Origin of the sequence: Cloacibacillus evryensis DSM 19522, assembly GCF_000585335.1 — a bacterium.
GTDB lineage: Bacteria > Synergistota > Synergistia > Synergistales > Synergistaceae > Cloacibacillus > Cloacibacillus evryensis.
This window is the reverse complement of record NZ_KK073872.1, coordinates 2918944-2938025: the sequence shown is the minus strand read 5'-3', so window position 1 is coordinate 2938025 and position 19082 is coordinate 2918944. Positions and strand designations below refer to the sequence as shown.

Genomic DNA, 19082 nt, shown 5'->3' with positions numbered 1-19082 from the left:
ATTTGAAAAAAGAGGAACGCGGCGGCGGTCCTCACATGGGGCCCGCCGCAAAAAATCCCCGCGCAGCGGCCGCGGCGCGGGGATCAAACGTTATCGATCGGCTGCGCGCTAAAACGCCGCCTATTGAGGTCTTTTAAGCACGAAACGCCGTCTTGCCGCCGCCGTCATGACCGGCACCGGCGCGCCTTTTGGCGCGTCACTGTTCGTGCCCTCATTCCGCGCCTTCTCCTCGTCCTCTTTTCTGTAGAGCACCTGGCTTGACTTCGATCCGTCGCGGTATACCGTAATGCCTTTGCAGCCCTCTTTCCAGGCCAGCGTGTAGGCGTCGAGCACGTCCCGGACGCCGCATTCGTGGCACAGGTTGACCGTCTTTGAGACGGCGAGGTCCGTATATCTCTGGAAGACGCCCTGCATGCGGACGTGCGCCGAGGGCGGCACGTCGTGAGAGGTTACGAAGACTCTCTTCATGACCTCGTCAGGGAGCCCCTCTTTCCGGGCCTGTTCATAGTAGCGGTTCACCTGCTTCATGATCACCTTTGTGCCGTCTATCTGCGTGCGCACGCGCGTATGTTCGAGAGCGAAAAGCGGTTCGATGCCGGAAGAGCAGTTGGCGAGCAGCGCTATCGTGCCTGTAGGCGCGATGCATGTGAGCGTCGCGTTTCGGCGTCCAAGATGCGCGAGCGTCTCAGGAACGCCCTTCTCTTCGCCGAGAGCCACCGATGTTTCGTGCGCCCGCTGCTGGATCGTCCGCATGATGTTTCCCGCCAGTTCGAGGGCCTCCCCGCTGTCATACGGAATGCGGAGCTGGAAGAGCAGATCCGCCCATCCCATGACTCCGAGTCCTATCTTACGCGTCAGCTTCACAGCTTCGGCGATCTCCGGCAGCGGATAGTGGTTGACGTCGATGACGTCGTCGAGGAAGCGCGTCGCTACCGCCGAGATCTCTCCCAGCAGCTCATAGTCGAAAGCTCCGTCCTTTACCATCTTAGCGATGTTTATCGAGCCGAGGTTGCAGGCTTCGTTGGGGTAAAGCGGGGATTCGCCGCAGGGGTTGGTGCTTGACAGCTCCCCGAGGTTGGGCGTGGTGTTGCCGCGGTTTATCGCGTCAAGGAACACTATCCCGGGGTCGCCGGTGCGCCAGGCCGAGTCGGCGATCTCCGCGAGCAGGGCCGCCTCTTCGCCGTGCGGGTCGCTCTGGACCTTCTCCATGAAGCCGTCAAAGACGCCAACGGAGATATTGAAGTTCGTTATCGTGCCGTCCTTGTCCTTACAATGGATGAACTTCCTGATGTCCGGGTGGTCGATGTTGAGAATGCCCATATTGGCGCCGCGGCGCATGCCGCCCTGCTGTACCGTCTCCGTCGCCTTGTCGAAGAGTCCCATGAACGAGACCGGGCCGGAGGCGCGGCCGTTGGTGCTGTTGACCTTAGCGCCCTCGCTGCGGAGCTTTGAGAAGTTGAAGCCGGTGCCGCCGCCGCTTTTGTGTATCAGCATCTGCTTGCGCAGCGCCTCGCAGATGCTCTCCATCGAGTCTTCCACTCCGATGACGAAGCAGGCTGCAAGCTGGCCGTGGGGCTCGGGACGTCCGGCGTTCATGAGCGTGGGGCTGTTTGGCAGAAAAAGAAGCCTCGCCATCACATCATAGAACTCATCCGCCCATTTGTACTGCATGGCAAGGCTGGATTCCGCCCCGGCGACGTGTTTAGCCACTCTTTCGAGCATCTCCTCCGGTTTTTCCACGGGGTTTCTCTCTTCGTCGCGCCACAGGTAGCGGTCACGCAAAATATCCTTAGCTGATGGGCTGAAAGCCGGTTTTATGATCATTATGACAAACCTCCAAGATAAAGGCATAGTTAAAAGTTGGCGGTGCGGTTTTCCCGCAACCTTTGTCTATAATAACATAAATCCGCCGATTGGGAAGGTAAAATACACTATATATATTGACATCTTATCCACAAAACACTAGCGATAGTGTGATTAACTTTGTGGATAAATTTTTACCCAATTCAGGCACGGCTTGCCGCTTATGAGAAGCGGCGCCTTGTCCTATTTCTTCCAGAGGTCTCTGGTGAAGAGGACCAGTACCGTGTAAAGCTCAAGGCGTCCGCAGAGCATGTCGAAGGTGTATACCCATTTCGCGAACGTGCTCTGATCTGCGAAGTTGCTGACGGGGCCGACGTCCGCCAGTCCGGGGCCGACGTTGCTCAGCGTGGCCGCCACCGCGCTGATGGACGTAACGATGTCGTGTCCGCTCAGGCTCACGGCGAGCGCCGAGGCTCCCCATATTATGAAGTATATGGCGATGAAACTGGCCGCTGAAGTCACCATTGAGGGGCTTGCCGTATTCCTGCCCTGGAATATCGCGACGACGGCGTTCGGATGGATCATTCTTTTCAGCTCCGCGATCGATTCCTTGATGACGACCTGGAAACGCACGCACTTGATCGCTCCCGCGGTAGAACCCGCGCAGCCGCCGACAAGCATGAGGGCAAGCAGAAGGAGCTGGGTGAACATCGGCCACAGCGCGTAATTCGCGGTGACGAAGCCGGTCGTGGTTATTATGCTGACGACCTGAAAAGAGGCGTAACGCAGCGCCGCGATAAAGTCGTCGTATGCCCCGTGCCAGATCAGGACGGCGCAGATCATCAGGACGGAAGAGACCACGATCACGGCGTAGAAGCCGAACTCGGCGTCACGGTAGGGCCGAAGCGTCCTTCCGCGGATGGCGGCGAGGTGGAGGTTGAAATTTGCGCCTGAAAAAAACATTATAAATGTGAGCACGTAATCTATATACGCGGAATCATAAAAGGCCACGCTGGCGTTATGGGTGGAAAACCCCCCCGTCGATACGGCGGCGAAAATATGGGCGATGGCGTTATAGACCGACATCCCTCCCAGGGAGAGCAGGACGATGCCGATAACGGTCAGCCCCATGTAGACCTTCCAGAGCATCATCGCCATGTCGGTGATCCTCGGGCTTGTTTTTTCAAGGTTGGGGCCGGGGCTCTCCGCCTTGAAGAGCTGCGTCATGTTGACTCCGAAGAGCGGCAGCATCGCGATGACGAGGACGACGATACCCATGCCGCCAAGCCACTGCGTCTGCGCGCGCCACATAAGTATGCCGCGCGGGACCGCCTCGACGTCCCGCAGGATCGTGGCCCCGGTGGTCGTAAAACCGGACATCGCCTCAAAGTAGGCGTCGGTGAAGGCGGGGATATAGCCGCCCAGCATATAGGGCATACACCCCTGCAATGAGGCCGCCACCCAGGCGAAAGCGACGCCCGCGATCGCCTCACGCGTCCCCAGTTCGTCTTTTGAGGCGCTGCGTCCCACGACGTGCAGCGCCGCCGCCATTGCCAGCCCGGTCAGCGCCGAGAGCAGAAAGGCCCGGACGTCGTCCGTGCCGTCCTTCAGCGCCCAGGCGAGCGGAAAGGCCATCGAGGCGGTTATCGTCAATACAAGTATCGAGAGAAAACGCGCTACGATCCTGTAATTCAAGATTTATCCTCTCCGAACGGGAGCATCGCCGTATCCATGACGGCCGCCGTTCCGAACAGGACGACCTTGTCGCCGGCTTTGAGTATCGTGCCGCCGGTGGGTATCAGCATCTCGTTTCCACGCTCAAGCAGCCCGATCAGGGAGCCCGGCGGCATCTTGAGATCGATGAGGCTTTTGCCGGCGGCGGGGGAGTCGGGAGAGATCATTATCTCGACAGCCTCCGCGCTGATCTCCTCAAGCACCGTCAGCACCCTTGACGAGCCCGGATAGCGGACGCTGCGCGTAATGACGTCCGCGAGCGTCTGGTTGCGGTTGACGATGGCGTCGACCGGTATATGATTTGTCATGCCGAGATAGTTTGGCCGGCGTACGACCGCGATGCTCTTGGAGACGCCGAGAGTCTTCGCGAGCACCGAGAGCATGAGGTTCGTCTCGTCGTGTTCGGTCGCCGCGACATATCCGTCGGCCTCGGCGATGCCCTCGGAGAGCAGGAACTCCGTGTCCGAGCCGTTTGCGCACAGCACCATCGCCCCCGGCAGCTCGCGGGCCAGCTTTTCGCATTTGGCGCGGTCCTCGTCGACAAGGCGCACGTCTATGCCGCGGATATGTGAAATGAGCCTGGCCGCGGTCTGATAACCGACCTTGCCGGCTCCGACGATGAAGACGCGCTTGAGTTTCTTTGACTTGGAAGGCTGAAAAAGCCCTTCGATATCGAAGACCATCGAACGGTAACACATGGTGTAGCAAAGGTCTCCCGCCTGAAGCTCATCCGAGGCTTTGGGGACGAACGAATGCTCTCCCCGCCTGATACAGACGACGAGCATGATCATTTTGGGATTGTTTTTGCGTATATCATAAAGAGGGAGCCCCTTGATGGGGGAATCCTGCGCGATACGGAAGACATATATGCCCGCGCGCCCGCCGGCGATCTCATTCGCGTGTATGGCGGCGCGTACCTCCAGCAGCTCCTCTATCTCCTTCGCGACGGATCGCTCGGGGGAGATCAGCATATCGATGCCGAGGTCTTTCGCCCAGCCCTCGTTGTCGGTGAATTCCAGGCCGACGGCGCGCGCGATGACATGCGGCACGCCCATCCTTTTCGCGATCCAGCAGGCCATGAGATTCACTTCATCTTTATTTGTACAGGCAATGAGCATAGAGACGTCGGAGTTTCCCTCTTTTATCCCCGCCTTTGCGAGTACGCTCGGGCGGGCGCCGTTTCCCCGAATCACCATTACGTCAAGCGAGCTTTCGGCTCTATCGGCCCTCTCTTCGCTGTCCTCGATGATGATTATGTTATGTCCGTCGGACGAAAGGTTTTTCGCTACGCTGTATCCGACCTCGCCCGCCCCGACAAGCACGATGCGCAAAATGGATCTCCGTCCTTTCAGGAGCTGATTCTTAAAACTGATAAGTATATTACGATAGTTTGGAGATTTTACAAGTCTTTGCCGGCAATTTTCGCCGTTTGAGGGCGCTGAAACAGGGAGGGCGGAGATGCAGCTCCTCCGCCCTCCCTTGAGTGGGATGCCTTTTACCTATTTTTTCTTGCTCTCAGCGCTCATTGTCTTTTTTATGGCCCAGATGAAACAGCCAAAACCGATGGCGATACAAAGAATCATATTAGCCTGCCACATTTAAAAATCCTCCTTTGCCGCGGTGCCGTTAATCGATCTTATTGGAATGGACGAGACGTTTGGAGATGAAACCGTTCAGCATCAGGCAGATCAGCGCGATGATGCCCCATTCGACGACCATCGAGCCGGGGGTGTACTGATACTTCGTGATCGGCCAAAACTTGAACCACTCTCCCGGATACCACGACGCGGCGTCCCACATCCACCATCCCCAGACGAAGGCGAATTCAAACGGGAAGAACTTGATGCAGCTCCACATCCACTTGACGTTGATATCCGAGCAGGGTTTGATGTCCTCTTCCCAGAGCTTGTCCACGCCGTACTTGAGCGAAGCCAGCGAGTAAATGAGCCCGACGACGAGCAGTCCTACGCCCCAGACCATGTCCTGATTTTCAAATACCCTGTTGTCGAGCGCCGAGAAGGAGCCGACAAACAGGAAGAAGATCGCGACGCACATCGTCGCTTTGACGCGGGAGAAGCCCATGTCGATGAGGTTGCGCGTGCCGGTCTCAAGCATCGCGATGACCGACGAGAGGGCCGCCGAGAAGAGGGCGAGGAAGAAGAGCACCGCCATGATGAATCCGCCCGAAGTGTGGGCGAAAAGGTTCGTCAGGTGGACGAAGGTAAGCCCGTTCGCTCCGGCCTTCATGACCGCCTGAGGGTCAGGCGAGAGGGCGAAGACGGCGGGCAGGACGACCATACCGGCGAGCATGGCCGCGACCATGTCTCCGAATGTCACCGTGAAGGAGTTGAGCTCGATGTCCTCATCCTTCGCGGCATAGACGTAGTAGACGTGGAACATGCCCCAGCCCGCGCCGGACGACCAGGCCGCCTGGGTAAAGGCCGCCAGCCAGATCCTTGGATTGAGGAAGTCCTTGGGGTCCACATGGAACATATACTCGAAGCCCTTCCAGGCTCCGGGGAGCATCACGACGCGTACGAGGAGCGCGGCGAGAAGGATGAATACGGCGGGGATCATGATCTTGTTCGCCGTCTCGATACCGCCCTGAATGCCGCGGAAGATGATTACCGCGGAAAGCGCGATGGCGAAGGCGAACCAGGCCCAGGCCTCATAGGCGGGAGCCGTCGTCGCGAAGCCCTTGAAGAACTCCGTGGCGAAATCTGTTCCGCCCGCCCGTACCGCGTCAAGAAATCCCGTGAAAATCAGGACCAAATACTTTGATACCCAGCCGAGGACGACGACGTAGTAGCATCCGAGCATGATGCATACCATCGCGCAAAACGCGCCGACCCAGGCATATTTCTCTCCCAAAAGCGCTTTAAAAGCCCCGGCGTTCGCCATGCGGGTCTTCTTTCCGAAGACGGACTCGGCGCAGATGAGCGGGACGGCCCAGATAAAGAGTGCCAGGAAGCAGATAAGGATAAAAGCTCCGCCGTTGTTGGAGGCAACTTCGCGCGGGAATCGCCAGATATTTCCGGTGCCCACCGCCATACCGAGTATAGTACACAAAAGTCCCCAGCGGCTTGAGAATTGCTCTCCGCCTTTTTTGATTTCAGCCATACATATACCTCGCTTTCTATAATGTGATAATAAAAATTATGATATTTCCCTCCGCGCCCATACCTACGATGGTCTTGATATGAAGACGCCCTCTCCTTTCTTTTTATAATTAAATATTGAATAATTAGAAGCTGCATTTATAATGCTGTTTTAGTTTACCATACTTTAAAATACATTACAATAATAAAAAAATTAAAATATCAGCCGTCAAATTTTTAATCAAATTAGAATTATTATTGATAATAATGGAGCATAAATGAAATTAAGGGCTGTTATTATCTTGAATTTTCAATAAAAATTCGTATTTTTGTCTTTTGGTAGCAAATAATTTAAAGATTTTAATAAAGATATAGAGAACAAAAAATTCCGCCAGCGGAGTTTTTTCAATACATGGCGGAAATCATTAAAATATAGCTATTAAATATCTAATTTATCGATAATTACGCGTCCGCTGTCGCTCCCACAGGGCGCTTGCGTTGTCTGTCGATCTCGGCCTCCAGCCGTATCAATTCGTTTATCGAATCGATGTCGATGCTTTTCAGTATCTCATTACGGTTCATGACGCCTATATCGTTGCGTGTCTTGCCGGGATTTTTTTCGAGCTCCGTGAAGGCCGAGATCTTACGGTCGCCGTGATAGACGTCAAAGTCTACGAAGCGCTGGCCCCTGTCGTTATATTCCAGCCCCATCGCGAGCTTTTTGATCGCCTGGATCTCCAGCGGCGTATAGAGCTTCATCATGTAGACGGGGATAGTCCGCCGCGTCAGAGCCTGTTCGCGCTCCCACTTCTCCTCGAGCACGATCCCTATCTGCATCCCCTGGGTCACGGTGAGGAGCCTCTGGCGATGAAGATCGAACAGGCCGTCGGAGTCGCATATCTTTATTTCAACGTCGTTCCAGTCGGGGGTGCCGAGCGCGTCTCCCAGATATTCTATGCCGTGTACGGAAAGGAACTGAACGATCGCCCCCTTTGAACGCGTATTGATTACCAGCGCCTTTTCGTAGATGTCGTCGATGGGTATGGTCTTCGCAAGCGACCTCGGCGTAAAGTATATGATAGAGGAGGTTCCCGGTATATCCGGGCGGAATATGGGGTCGCGGTCTATTATCTCGCCGCCGATGTCACGCTGTATCGCGCGGATGCCGCGCTCGATGTCTCCCATCAGACGCGTCATGATATAGCCCGGCATCATCGTAACGCTTTCCACGCCGCCGGTCATCCGGCTGTTTATCAGCGTCGCGAGGAACAGCTCCAGCGGATTTTCGGAGACATAGGTCTCGCGGAGTTCCCCGCCGTCTTCGGCGGGGGCGGTGAGAAACACGAGCCTCCGCGTCGGCCCGTATCTCCGAAGCGCGCCTTCGGCGTCGAGCGAGATCGGCGTTCCCCACGCTCCGAGCTTGTGGCGTATCTCGGAGACCTCCGAGGAAAGTTTCATCGCGATACTTTCGGGTCCTGTCCTTGCCAGCGATATCATTTATACTGCCTCCTCCGTAATGAATTTATAATGAGACGCGCTTGCGCTGGAGCCGCGCGCTGTCCGTTCCCGGCGGATAGGGGATGGAGGTCACCTCTCCGGTGTGTATGTGGATCAGGTACATCGACTGCAGGCCGTTGAGATACATCCGCCCCTCCCCGGTACAGCCGGAGGTATGTTCGAGATTATGCCCGTATAAATTGTACTGTGCCGGTTCGCCGCTCACATCCTCGTAGGTGTGCCCCGCGCTGAAGCTGAACTGTCCGAGCGAGAAGCGTCCCGGGCCGGTCCAGACCTGAACCGAGGCGCTGTGCGGCTCCTCGAGCAGGGTAGGGACGTGGTCATGGTTGCCTGTGACGAGGATCGCCCCGTAATCCTCCTCTTCAAAGATGGAGAGAAAATCCTTCACCCTTTTCTGATACAGGTCGAGCATCCCGGGACGCTGCTCGAGCTTTACGTTGTCCACAAAATCACCCGTGTGGACGATCCAGGCCGGCCTCAGCCGGTGCAGCGCCCGCCGCAGGTAAGGATATATGGTGTAGGGGGTGTCGGATAGATGCAGCACCATCTCCTTGGCGTCGATACAGGGCGGATTGATGCCGAACCAGATGCCGAGGTCGTCAAACTGCTTGATGATCGGGCACTCCCGCATCTCCTGGAGCGTCGGCTTGGGGATATTCGGTGGTATGCGCAGTGTCGCCATCTTCATCGCCTCTTTTTTGTTTCAAAAGAATTTTTAGTAATTCCGAACGGAAGACCTTGCCTTTTTATCTCCTTTATTGTACCATAAGCCCGATGATAAAATAAATTATGGTTCTCCGAGCCTGTACGCCTACGGAAAAGATCTATGGCTTTCAGGCCGACAGGGTTGCCTGGGAAACGAGGCAGCCTCCCTTTGGAAAGGAGAACGGCTGATGAATCTGTTATGGGCCGTACTCTATACAAAGGGGACGGCCCTTTTATTTTTATCGTAAAGAGGCTTAAAGACACACAAAATCTCCACTTAAGCAAGGGGCGACCCCAACGCCCCTTGTCTTCCCTTGTTTTTATTTGTTGAAATAAACGCATGAAATAGTGTACAATAACCGCGGCGCGGATTTTATCGCGCGAATGTTCTGCGTATGTTGCCTGCATACGTCCCTGAAACTGCCTCTCCTGCGGCCTGGCGGCTATGGAGGGCGGTCGTTAGGGCGGTCCTGGAAACGGGGCCGTCTCCCGTTGCGGAAAGGGGATCGCGGAAGTTTGCCGCTTTCGTCTTTTATTCTCCGTCCCGCGGGTTTTGAGCATAGGTTGTAATGCAACACAAATCTCACGAGGAGGGTTTTTACCCATGCGTATCAACAGGAAAGGCTCCATTATCGCGCTGCTTCTCGTCGTCTGCCTGCTTGCCTTCGGCTCGCTCGCGACGGCAAAGGCCCCCGTGCTTAGGATGGCGACCACCACCAGCACGGACAACACCGGATTGCTTGATTATCTCGCTCCCATTCTTCTTAAGGATACCGGCATCGAGATCCAGTGGGTCTCGGTCGGAACCGGCAAAGCTCTTGAGTATGGCCGCAACGGCGACGTCGACGTCGTGCTGACCCACGCGCCGTCCCAGGAGGACAAGTTCATGGCCGAAGGCGCCGGAGCCAACCGCCGCAAGGTCATGTTCAACGACTTCGTCCTCATCGGCCCCGCGAATGATCCCGCGGGCGTAAAGGGCAAGCCCGTCACGGAAGCTCTGGCCACGATCGCGAAGAAGGGACAGCCGCTTGTCAGCCGCGCCGACAAATCAGGCACGCACACGGCGGAGCTGAGCCTCCTCAAGGCGGCGGGAGTGAAGGATTTCGACAAGGCGAAATGGTATGTTCAGACCGGCCAGGGAATGCTGAAGACGATCAACATCGCCGACGAGCAGAACGGCTACGCGCTTACGGACCGCGGAACCTTCATTAAATACGAGGCCGGACTCAAAGGCAAGCCGGGACTCGTGATAGTCTGCGAGGGCGACCCCGAGCTGCTCAATAAGTACAGCGTCATGGCGGTCAGCCCCCTGAAGCATCCGAACGCCAAGTACGATCTCGCGCTCAAGTACATCGACTGGATCACCTCCTCAAAGGTGCAGAAAGATATCGCGAACTTCAAGGTCGAGGGCAAGCAGCTCTTCTTCCCCGAGGCCGAGATCCGTTCCGGACATTAATAAATCGATATAATCGGCATAACGGGCGGACGCCGGACGAAAACGTTGAAGCGTCCGCCCGAATTATGTAAAACACGAGATAAGGACTGATCTGATGGATTTCATAGTTGAAGGATTTATACAGGCTTTCAGGCTCCTCTTTTCAATGGACGAGGAGACTATGAACATCCTTTTCACCACGCTGCGGCTGACGGCGCTCTCGATGGGCGGAATACTGCTCATGGGGCTGCCGCTGGGTTTCATTCTCGGGTACTTCGATTTTCCGGGCAAGCGCTGCGTCCGCACTGCAGTCGACACCCTGCTCGCCCTGCCGACGGTGGTCATCGGCCTGCTCGTTTACGCCTTCATATCGCGGCGGGGCCCCTTCGGCGGCTGGGATCTGCTCTTTACGGTCAAAGGCATGGCGATCGGACAGATCATCCTGGGGACGCCGATAGTGGCGGCCTACACGGCGACGGCGATCGAGGGGCTTGACGACCGGCTTCGCCAGACGCTGATGACGCTCGGGGCCTCGGGGACCAGGCTCGCGATGACGAGCCTGTGGGAGGCGCGCTTTCTTGTCCTTGTCGCCGCGCTGACGGCCTTTGGCCGCATCGTCGGCGAGGTCGGCTCCGCGATGATGCTCGGGGGCAACATCAAATGGCATACGCGAACGATAACCACGGCGATCACGCTTGAGACCGGCAAGGGAGACTTTGCCCTCGGCATCGCCCTCGGCGTGATCCTCATACTGATATCGCTCATTCTCAACATTTCGCTGACTTTCCTGCGCCGCAGGACGCAAAACTGAAACAGACAAAAATACCGGAGATAGACGGTGCGAAGGAGGAGCGTCCGGGATGAGCTCGCCGCTTTACGAAATACATGATCTGAAACAAAGCTATGGGAAGGGGCAGCCGGCCCTCGACATCGCGGAACTTTCAATAAGGAGCTCGGGCATAACCGGCCTCGTCGGCCCCAACGGCAGCGGCAAATCAACGCTGCTCAAAGTGCTCTCTTTCCTTATCCCATACAAAAGCGGCCGCATCATATTTGACGGCCGTCCGGCGGAGGGGCGTGAAGAGGCGATCCGCCGCGAAGTGACATATATGCTCCAGGATTCCTATCTGCTGAACCGTTCCGTCTATGAAAACATCGCCTATGGGCTGAAACTGCGCGGGAATATTCCCGATATAAAGGTCCGGGTAAACGAAAGCCTGATACAGGTGGGGCTCGATCCGGAAAAATTCGCCAAGCGGGCCTGGTATCAGCTCTCCGGCGGAGAGGCGCAGCGCGTGGCCCTCGCCGCCCGGCTGGCCCTCCGCCCGCGCGTCCTGCTGCTCGACGAGCCGACCGCCAATGTCGACGAGGCGAGCGCCCAGCTGGTGATGGAGGCGGCCGTCAGCGCGGCGAAAGAATACGGCGCCGCCGTTATCGTGGCGACACATGACCTCGCGTGGCTCTACGAGATGTCCACCGACATCGTGAGCCTCTATCGCGGCCAAGTCGTAGGCAGCGGCGCGGAAAACCTCCTGCAGGGCAAGTGGAACAATTCAGGAGGCTGCATGGTGCGGGAATTTACCGACGGGCAGGCGGTGTTTGCCTATCCGCCGCAGACGGTAAGAGCGAACGCGGCGATGATCAACCCAGCCGACGTGCGCATCGCCGCCGGCAGGCCGCGGACAGCGCATGAAGTGAACGTCATCGGCGGCCGTATCGTGCAGATGACGCTGGAGCGCGCCACAGGCTCGGTGCTGGTTTCGACGGAGGTCGGCGGGAACGTGATAAAAACGCGCGTGGAAGCGGCGGAGCTGGACCGCCTGGGGCTATTCCCCTCGCAGGAGGTCTATCTGACGTTTCCTTATTCCGCTGTACGCTGGATCTTGTAAATCGGCGTAAATCGGCGTTTAGAAGTGCGAGTTGCTAAATAACTTTGGGCTCTGGAACCGGAGCCGTATATTAATACGGCGAGGACGCCAGAGCCCTAAGTTATGACGCAAATCGCGCTTATAAACGCCGATTTACCTTATTTTGAAGATAAAAGGAACCCTTACTCGAATATATCCGTCGTGGCGGAAACGCCACTCCTTCACCGCGCGCAGCGCGGCGTTGTCGAGGCGGTCGTAGCCGCTGCTCTTTTCTATTTCGGCGCTCTGCACGCGGCCATTTTCCACCGCGGCGACGATCACGGAGGTCCCCTCTTCTCTGCGCTTGCGCGAGAAGGCGGGGTAGTCGGGCAGTACCTTGTGCGTCACTTCGAGCGTGTTGACGTCGGCGATCCCGCCGCCGCTGCCGGGGCCCATGCCCGGACCTGAGCCTGAGCCAGAACCGGTTCCGCTGCCTGAGCCAGTTCCCGTTCCGGCGCCACTCCCTCCTCCGCTTCCGCCGCCTGCCTCCGCCGCCGTTTCATCCGGGACGCCTGTAAGAGACTCCGCCGGTGCGGCGATCTCTTTGTTCTTTGCCGGGGTCGCGGAGATCTCTTTTATCGGTGTCTCTTTCTTTTTTTTCACCGGGACTTTTTGTGATACGGGTGCCGCCGGCTTTTCTTTTTGAGGCTGCGGCCTGACCTTTTCCTTTCCCTGGTTCCCGCCGTCGCCACCGCCGCTGTTTCCGTGGGAGGCGGGGGCGAATACGAGTTTCACGTTCATTATCGGTTCCGGCTCTTTTTCTGTCTTTGCGCCGCCAAAGACGAAGAACAGAGCACAATGTATGAGCAGCGAGATGAGCAGCGCCGCCGTCCATCGACCCCGTTCGCCGGAGAGAAGGGTCATCGCGCTCCCTCTCCCGAAAGCATGAGGCCGGCGGAGGTGACTCCCTCTTTACGCAGCAGCGAGAGCAGCCCCGCGATGTCGCCGTAGGGGACCTTTTCGTCTCCCGCGACCAGCATTTCACGGCCTTTCGATTCGGCGGCAAGTTTTTTAAGCTCTACCCGCGTCACCTCGCGCCCGTCCCAGAATATTTTTCTGTCGGCGGCGACGGTGACGATCACCGCCCCCTGTGTGTCGGCGGAGCTTCCCTCGCCTGAGGGGAGCTGAACGTCAAGTTTGCCCTGCACGAAGGAGGCCGTGAGGACGAAGAATATTATCAGCATGAAGAGGACGTCGATGAGCGGAGTGATGTCTATCTCCGCGTGGCGTCTATTTCTGCGTCCCGACATTTTTATCGCCGCCGGCGGCTATATGTTCGCGCAGGAGAAAGTCGGCGCCCCTTCTGAGGGTCTCGTCCTCGTTGTCGATGCGCGAGTTGAGCAGTCCGTAGACGAATATCGTGGGGATGGCCACCGTCAGGCCCGCGACGGTCGTGAAGAGCGCCTTCCAGATGCCGCCCGTAACTGTGGCCGCGTTTATCTGGCCGCCCACATGAAGCGACTGGAACATCTCGACCATGCCGAGGACCGTCCCGAGCAGGCCGAGCAGCGGCGCGATCTTGCCGATCATCTCAAGCACGTAGATGTGTTTTTCCCAGCGATATATTTCGCGGCGCACCTGCTGTTCCGTGAGGAGTTTCATGTCCTCTGTGCTGATGTCCCAATGGGCCAGCGTCACTTTGAAGAGGCGGTTCATGGAGCTGTCGGAGGATTCCGCCACACGCCATGCCTCTTTCAAGTCCCCCTCCGACATCGCCTTGCCGAAAGCGGTCTCGAGTTTCTCCGGGTTGACGGAGGCCTTATGGAAAAAGATCACCCGCTCTACCGCGATGGCGGCCGCGATAAGCGACAGCGCGCCGATTATCCACATGATGCTTCCGCCCTGATTCATGTACTCCAACATGAGTTATTACTCCCCCATCATCTTTTTTATCGCTTTTAGAGATTTTTTATAGCCGTCTTCAAAGACTTCGAGCGTCATTACACGCTCTCTGCTGTCCCCGCCAAGTTTTTTCAGAATTTCGCGGAAGAGCTCCGCGTCGAACCAGCTCATGTCCACGTGGTCTGTGCCGTCCGGCTTCACTCCGTGGATGTGGATGACGCGCGTCACGGGCAGATATGCCTCCATCTGTTCGAGCACGGGGTGTCCGTAGCGCACTAGGTGTCCGACGTCGAGGCAGACAGAGATGCCGTTTTCGGCGACCGCTGGGTATACGAGGCGGAAGTTGTAATCCAGCGTCTCCGCGCAGATTTTCTCTTTGTCCGCCGCGGCCGCGGCAAGCCGCGCGACGGAACGCCGCGTCTTTTCGAGCCACCCCTCCATGTCGGCGCTGGGGTATGCGCCGTACTGCTCCCCGTCGAGGTGGAGTATCCAGGCGAAGGGATCGAGCGGCGCGAAGAGCTCCATTATACGCAGACAGGAGTCTTCACAGCGGACGCGCTCCGCCGGTTCTGTCGAGAGGCAGATGTCATGCGGGAAATGGACGGTGCAGCTCATCCCCAGTTCGTTCTTCAGCGCCGCGAGCCAGCTCACTTCCTCCTTTGAGGGAATGTTGACGCCGTATTTATTATCGAAGAGCACGAACTGCATGTCCCGCGCCTCGCGCGATAATTCGCGCAGGTTGTCGGCGAAGCTACCCTCTACGACCCACGAGGTGCCGCCGAGCCTTACGCCGGGAAAGTTTAGCTTTTTCATCCTAACGTCCTCCTTTTATGAGCAGCCAGAGAAAGAATATCGAACCGAGGCAGGAGGTGATTATCCCCACCGGTATCTCCGCCGGAGACCAGAGGAGCCGGGCGGCGGTGTCGCAGATCACGAGGAAGGCGCCCCCGAAGAGGGCGCAGGTGACCGACAGCTCACGGTGGCCGCTGCCGGCGATCCGGCGGCAGATGTGCGGGCACATGAGGCCGACGAAGCCGATGGGGCCGCTTAGGGCGACGCTGATGCCGACGACGAGCGATACGGAGAGGAAGAGCAGCTTGCGCAGTCCGTTGACAGAGACGCCGCGGCTTGCGGCCATCTCCTCGCCGCAGACGAAGAGGTCGAGCTGCGGTCCCGTGAGCCAGCCGATGAGCAGGATCATGGCGAGCCCCGGCAGCGAGGCCCATGAGGCTGCGAAGCCGACGGTCTGGAGGCCGCCCATCGTCCAGCGCATCATGCGGAAGGTGTCGGTGTAGCCGCCGCTGTATTGAATTATCATATTGAGGCTCCCGAAGAGGAAGTTCAAGGCGACGCCCGCCAGCAGCAGAGAGGCGAGCGACATGCCGCCGCGCCGCAGGCTGCCCGCGATGTAAAGCGCCAATATCGCGAGGAACGCCCCCAGAAAGGCGGCGACAGAGATCCCCTGTATCAGCCCGAAGATGGAGAGGGCGAGGCCGAGCCTTATGTAGAGCACCGCGCCGAAGGCCGCCCCCATCGAAACGCCGAGCATGTCTGGTGAGGCGAGCGGGTTGCGGAAGAGCGCCTGGAAGATGAGGCCGCAGACGGCGAGCGTCGCGCCGATCAGCCAGCCGAGCAGCACGCGCGGGATGCGAAGCTCCCACAATATCTGCGCCGAGGGGTTGTCCGCGCCGCCGAAGATGTCGGAGAACGAGAGCGAGTGCGCGCCGACGAAGGGCGCGCCGCAGAGGACGGCGGCGGATAATATCAGCAGCAGGAATGTTTTTTTATTCATCAGAAGACGAACCCCCTGGGTACCGCGTAGGGACGCCGCTGTCCCTCGCGGCATAAAAACTCAAAGCCGGTGTCAAAAATATCCGCGAGCACAGAGCCGCCCAGCAGTTCGTCCGTTGCGCCGTGCCAGCAGGCGCGTCCATCCTTTATCGCGAGCACCTCGCCGCTTCCATGCAGCGCGAGGTTTATGTCATGCGTCACCATCAGCACCGTCATGCCGTCCCTGTTGATGCTCTCGACGAGCGCCATCATCTCCACCTGCTGACGATAGTCGAGAAAGCTCGTCGGTTCGTCGAGGAAGAGTATGTCGGTACCCTGCGCGAGCGCCGCGGCAAGCAGCGCGCGCTGACGCTCGCCGCCCGAGAGCGTGGAGAGGCTGCGTTCTGCCAGCTCCCTGACTCCCGCGCGGGCCAGCGCATCGTCCACGATCCGGCGGTCTTCCGCCGATTCGCCGCTGAGCACTGGCCGCCACGGATAACGCGACATCATTGCGAACTGGCGGACGGTGAAGGGCAGGGAGTCGCCGCCGCTCTGATGGAGCCAGGCGATGCGGCGCGCCCTCTCGCGCTCCGTCATCCGGCTTATGGCGCGCCCCTCGATCGCCGCCTCGCCCGACGCGCCGCGGTTCAGGCCGCCGAGACATTTGAGCATCGTGCTCTTTCCCGCGCCGTTGGGGCCGATGACGGCGAGAAAACAGCCGCGGCCGACGGAGAAAGAGATGTCGGAGAGCACGGCGCGCCCGCCGACGGTGTATGAAAGGCCGCGTGCCTCCAGGAGCGGGGTCACCATTTCACCTCCGGGTGGACGGCCTTCGCAAAAGCCTTGAGGATAACCGGCAGGCGCGGCCCGGGGCGCAGGTAGACGGTGCCGTCAAGGACCGTCACGCGACCGCCGCGCACGGCTTTGACCTTGGCGCCCGCGAGCCATTGTCCCCGCAGATTTTTTTCGTCAAAGACCTTGTCGAGGTCGATGTGTTCCATTGAGTGGTAGAAGGTCCGCTCGCCGACGAGGTCGATGAGTACCTCTGGGTTGATGGCGGCAAGTCCCTCCTGTGATATTTTAGGATAGGGTGAACCGCTTTTTTCGCCGGACAGGACGTTTTTCCCTCCCGCAAGCGTAATAAGCTCGTTGTAAAATGTCTTTGTTCCAGCCGCGTAGAAAACGGAGATCCGCTTCTCCGAAAGCTCGCGCGAGACGCAGAGCAGCACGGAGGGGGCCTGCAGTCCCTTTACCCTTGAGACGATCGCCTCTATTTCTGTTTTCATCTTCGCCGTCAGCTCGGAGGCTTTTTTCTGCGCGCCGCAGATCCTTCCGAGCTCGGCGATCGAGCCGTAGATGTCGGCGATGCTCTCCTGCCGCACGACCACGTATGGTATCTTCAGTTTTTTCAAATCGTCGCGGAACTGCAGGTGCATATCCTGAAGCACGAGAAGGTCGGCTTTTTTTGAGAGCAGCGTTTCAAAGTTTACCTCGGCGTAGCCGCCGATCTTGGGTTTCTTGAGCGCCTCCGGCGGGTAGTCGCAGAAGTTTGTCACGCCGATGACGTTGTCCCCCTGTCCGAGCGCGAAGAGTATCTCGGTGCCGACCGGTGTCAGCGAGACTATCCTTTTGGGAAACGCCTCCGCGCCGGGGGCGATCGTCAGGATGAGAGAAATAATCAGAGAGAGACGAAAAAAAGCTGCTGCCTTCAAGAGAACAAAACCCCTTTTTGGGAAAAAATAAAAGGGAGCCCGAGGCTCCCTTAAACTTTTCAGTTATCAGGATGAAAAACGCCCGCGCATAACATCCGCTTCCCCCCGCGCAGGTATCCTGACTTCCGTTGCCGGTCACAGTGGCGGGGCCGCTGCGGGATCGCACCGCATTCCCCCGCGCCGGAGGCTTGATATTAAAAACTGTTGATAATAATAACACATATCCGCCAATGCGGCACACACGCGCGGCGGTTGTCTATTCGGGCAGTCGGTACTTTGTGCGGTTGACGTATTTGCGCGCGCGGAGCAGCCCCATTCTCTCAAATTTCATCAAAAAGGAGCGCACCGCGTCGCGTAGGAGCATCATGCGGAGCTGCCGGGAGGCGGATCAGTTCTGTGCCGTGACCTCTTCGCCGCTGTTGAGGTTGTTGCCGCCGAAGGTTATCACCTCGTCGCCGGAGATCAGCCCTTTTGTGACCTGCACGCGGGAATTTTCCCTGACGCCAGTCTCGACCTCGCGCATCTCCGCCCTGCCGTCCCTGACGACGAAAACATAGTAGCCCTTTTCGCTGCTGTGCAGCGCGCCCTCCGGCACCGTTATCACGTTGCGGTATTCTTTCTCGACGATCGAGGCCTGTCCGAACATTCCGGGGCGCAGTCTGCCGCCTGCCTGTTTTTCGTTGTCAAGCGCGATCTCGACGTTGCTGGTGCGCGTCGCGGGGTCCACATACTGGTCGATGCGCGTCACGCCGCCCTCAAAGGTCTCGCCCGGCAGCGCGTCGAACTGCAGCCGCACCGGCATTCCCTGCGTGACGATAAATATTTTCGATTCGGGGACTTTGAGCGTCGCTTTCAGCTTGCGCAGATCGGCTATATCGAGTATCGGCGAGCTTGGGGAGATCATCGCCCCCGGCGTGAGGCTGTAGTCGTTGAGCACGACGCCGTCCATCGGCGCGCGGATGATATAGTCGTCCTTGGCCGAGCGGACCCGCGACGCTTCGGCCTCGTACTGCCGCTCCTTTGCCTGCGCGGCGCGGAGAGAGGCGGCGGCGCTCGTGTATTCCGTCTCCATCGTCTCAAGCTGCTGCTTGGTGCTGAAGCCCTCTTTTTCCAGGCGGCGGTAACGTTCAAGGTTTGTCTTCGCGTTCAGCATCTGCGCTCTCGCCTTTTCGGTATCGGCGCGCGCGGAGGCGGCCTGAGCCTCGGTGGAGAGTATCAGCGCGTTCTGCTGGTCGTGTTCGAGCGTCGCGACCTGTTCGCCCTTCCGCACGAAGTCTCCCTGCTTTACGGAGAGCGAGAGCAGCCGTCCGGTGACACGCGGCAGCAGCTCGACGCGTTTTTCAGCGTCTATCGACATGTTCTGGATGATCTTGTCGGCGATCGTCTTGTCGGGGCGCATGGTCTCGGTTTTCACGATGACGCTCGTCGGTCCCGTATCTATCTTTTTTGAGGCGAATAGAGCTTCACGCCGGCTGTAGATTCCGATCCCGACGACGACGGCTACGGCTGCCGCCAATACGATTACCGTGCTTCTCTGCGGAAGTTTTACCCTGCTCAT

17 protein-coding genes and 3 riboswitches are annotated in these 19082 nt (G+C 58.2%); of the genes, 3 read left to right on the top strand and 14 right to left on the bottom strand.

The window, feature by feature from the left end; genetic code table 11:
• Nucleotides 1–120: 120 nt before the first annotated feature.
• The 6 genes from CLOEV_RS13160 to CLOEV_RS13135 all read right to left on the bottom strand — a co-directional run bounded on the left by CLOEV_RS13160 (nucleotide 121) and on the right by CLOEV_RS13135 (nucleotide 8841).
• Nucleotides 121–1824, bottom strand: a complete 1704-nt coding sequence (locus CLOEV_RS13160; protein WP_051485096.1) for an adenosylcobalamin-dependent ribonucleoside-diphosphate reductase — start codon at nucleotides 1822–1824, stop codon at nucleotides 121–123.
• Between the two features lie 222 nt (nucleotides 1825–2046).
• Entirely contained in the window at nucleotides 2047–3498 is a 1452-nt protein-coding gene (locus CLOEV_RS13155) for a TrkH family potassium uptake protein (protein WP_008710067.1), read from the bottom strand.
• Entirely contained in the window at nucleotides 3495–4859 is a 1365-nt protein-coding gene (gene trkA / locus CLOEV_RS13150) for a Trk system potassium transporter TrkA (RefSeq protein WP_232196865.1), read from the bottom strand. The genes CLOEV_RS13155 and trkA overlap by 4 nt, the downstream gene beginning before the upstream one ends.
• A gap of 304 nt (nucleotides 4860–5163) precedes the next feature.
• Nucleotides 5164–6657: a sodium-dependent transporter gene (locus tag CLOEV_RS13145; RefSeq protein WP_034444272.1), complete on the bottom strand. Its 1494-nt coding sequence runs from the start codon at nucleotides 6655–6657 to the stop codon at nucleotides 5164–5166.
• Between the two features lie 440 nt (nucleotides 6658–7097).
• Nucleotides 7098–8132: a hypothetical protein gene (locus tag CLOEV_RS13140; protein WP_008710074.1), complete on the bottom strand. Its 1035-nt coding sequence runs from the start codon at nucleotides 8130–8132 to the stop codon at nucleotides 7098–7100.
• 25 nt (nucleotides 8133–8157) lie between these two features.
• Complete coding sequence (locus CLOEV_RS13135) at nucleotides 8158–8841, bottom strand: metallophosphoesterase (protein ID WP_156938432.1); 684 nt, start codon at nucleotides 8839–8841, stop codon at nucleotides 8158–8160.
• Between the two features lie 95 nt (nucleotides 8842–8936).
• Nucleotides 8937–9054, top strand: a riboswitch (molybdenum cofactor riboswitch).
• A 204-nt stretch (nucleotides 9055–9258) separates the two neighbouring features.
• Nucleotides 9259–9379, top strand: a riboswitch (molybdenum cofactor riboswitch).
• Nucleotides 9380–9462: 83 nt separating this feature from the next.
• Here CLOEV_RS13135 and CLOEV_RS13130 point away from each other — a divergent pair.
• The 3 genes from CLOEV_RS13130 to CLOEV_RS16585 all read left to right on the top strand — a co-directional run bounded on the left by CLOEV_RS13130 (nucleotide 9463) and on the right by CLOEV_RS16585 (nucleotide 12182).
• Nucleotides 9463–10314 carry an ABC transporter substrate-binding protein gene (locus tag CLOEV_RS13130; protein WP_008710078.1) on the top strand — a complete coding sequence of 284 codons (852 nt, stop codon included), beginning with the start codon at nucleotides 9463–9465 and terminating at the stop codon, nucleotides 10312–10314.
• A gap of 94 nt (nucleotides 10315–10408) precedes the next feature.
• Nucleotides 10409–11104, top strand: a complete 696-nt coding sequence (locus tag CLOEV_RS13125; RefSeq protein ID WP_034444268.1) for an ABC transporter permease — start codon at nucleotides 10409–10411, stop codon at nucleotides 11102–11104.
• Between the two features lie 49 nt (nucleotides 11105–11153).
• Nucleotides 11154–12182 (top strand): energy-coupling factor ABC transporter ATP-binding protein, encoded by a 1029-nt coding sequence (locus CLOEV_RS16585; RefSeq protein WP_034444266.1) that lies wholly within the window; start codon nucleotides 11154–11156, stop codon nucleotides 12180–12182.
• A 132-nt stretch (nucleotides 12183–12314) separates the two neighbouring features.
• Here the strand turns inward: CLOEV_RS16585 and CLOEV_RS16180 are convergent, their stop codons facing one another.
• The 8 genes from CLOEV_RS16180 to CLOEV_RS13080 all read right to left on the bottom strand — a co-directional run bounded on the left by CLOEV_RS16180 (nucleotide 12315) and on the right by CLOEV_RS13080 (nucleotide 19082).
• Nucleotides 12315–13064 (bottom strand): energy transducer TonB, encoded by a 750-nt coding sequence (locus CLOEV_RS16180; RefSeq protein ID WP_051485095.1) that lies wholly within the window; start codon nucleotides 13062–13064, stop codon nucleotides 12315–12317.
• Nucleotides 13061–13450 (bottom strand): ExbD/TolR family protein, encoded by a 390-nt coding sequence (locus CLOEV_RS13110; RefSeq protein WP_034444264.1) that lies wholly within the window; start codon nucleotides 13448–13450, stop codon nucleotides 13061–13063. Before CLOEV_RS13110 ends, CLOEV_RS16180 begins: the two co-directional genes overlap by 4 nt.
• Entirely contained in the window at nucleotides 13431–14063 is a 633-nt protein-coding gene (locus CLOEV_RS13105) for a MotA/TolQ/ExbB proton channel family protein (RefSeq protein ID WP_008710086.1), read from the bottom strand. Before CLOEV_RS13105 ends, CLOEV_RS13110 begins: the two co-directional genes overlap by 20 nt.
• Nucleotides 14064–14069: 6 nt before the next feature.
• Nucleotides 14070–14855: a cobamide remodeling phosphodiesterase CbiR gene (gene cbiR / locus CLOEV_RS13100; RefSeq protein ID WP_034444262.1), complete on the bottom strand. Its 786-nt coding sequence runs from the start codon at nucleotides 14853–14855 to the stop codon at nucleotides 14070–14072.
• A gap of 1 nt (nucleotide 14856) precedes the next feature.
• Nucleotides 14857–15834, bottom strand: a complete 978-nt coding sequence (locus tag CLOEV_RS13095; protein WP_034444261.1) for a FecCD family ABC transporter permease — start codon at nucleotides 15832–15834, stop codon at nucleotides 14857–14859.
• Nucleotides 15834–16622 (bottom strand): ABC transporter ATP-binding protein, encoded by a 789-nt coding sequence (locus CLOEV_RS13090; RefSeq protein WP_051485094.1) that lies wholly within the window; start codon nucleotides 16620–16622, stop codon nucleotides 15834–15836. The genes CLOEV_RS13095 and CLOEV_RS13090 overlap by 1 nt, the downstream gene beginning before the upstream one ends.
• Nucleotides 16616–17524, bottom strand: coding sequence for an ABC transporter substrate-binding protein (locus CLOEV_RS13085; protein ID WP_051485093.1), 909 nt, complete (start codon nucleotides 17522–17524; stop codon nucleotides 16616–16618). The genes CLOEV_RS13090 and CLOEV_RS13085 overlap by 7 nt, the downstream gene beginning before the upstream one ends.
• 90 nt (nucleotides 17525–17614) lie before the next feature.
• Nucleotides 17615–17724: riboswitch (cobalamin riboswitch) on the bottom strand.
• 188 nt (nucleotides 17725–17912) lie between these two features.
• Entirely contained in the window at nucleotides 17913–19082 is a 1170-nt protein-coding gene (locus tag CLOEV_RS13080) for an efflux RND transporter periplasmic adaptor subunit (protein WP_034444259.1), read from the bottom strand.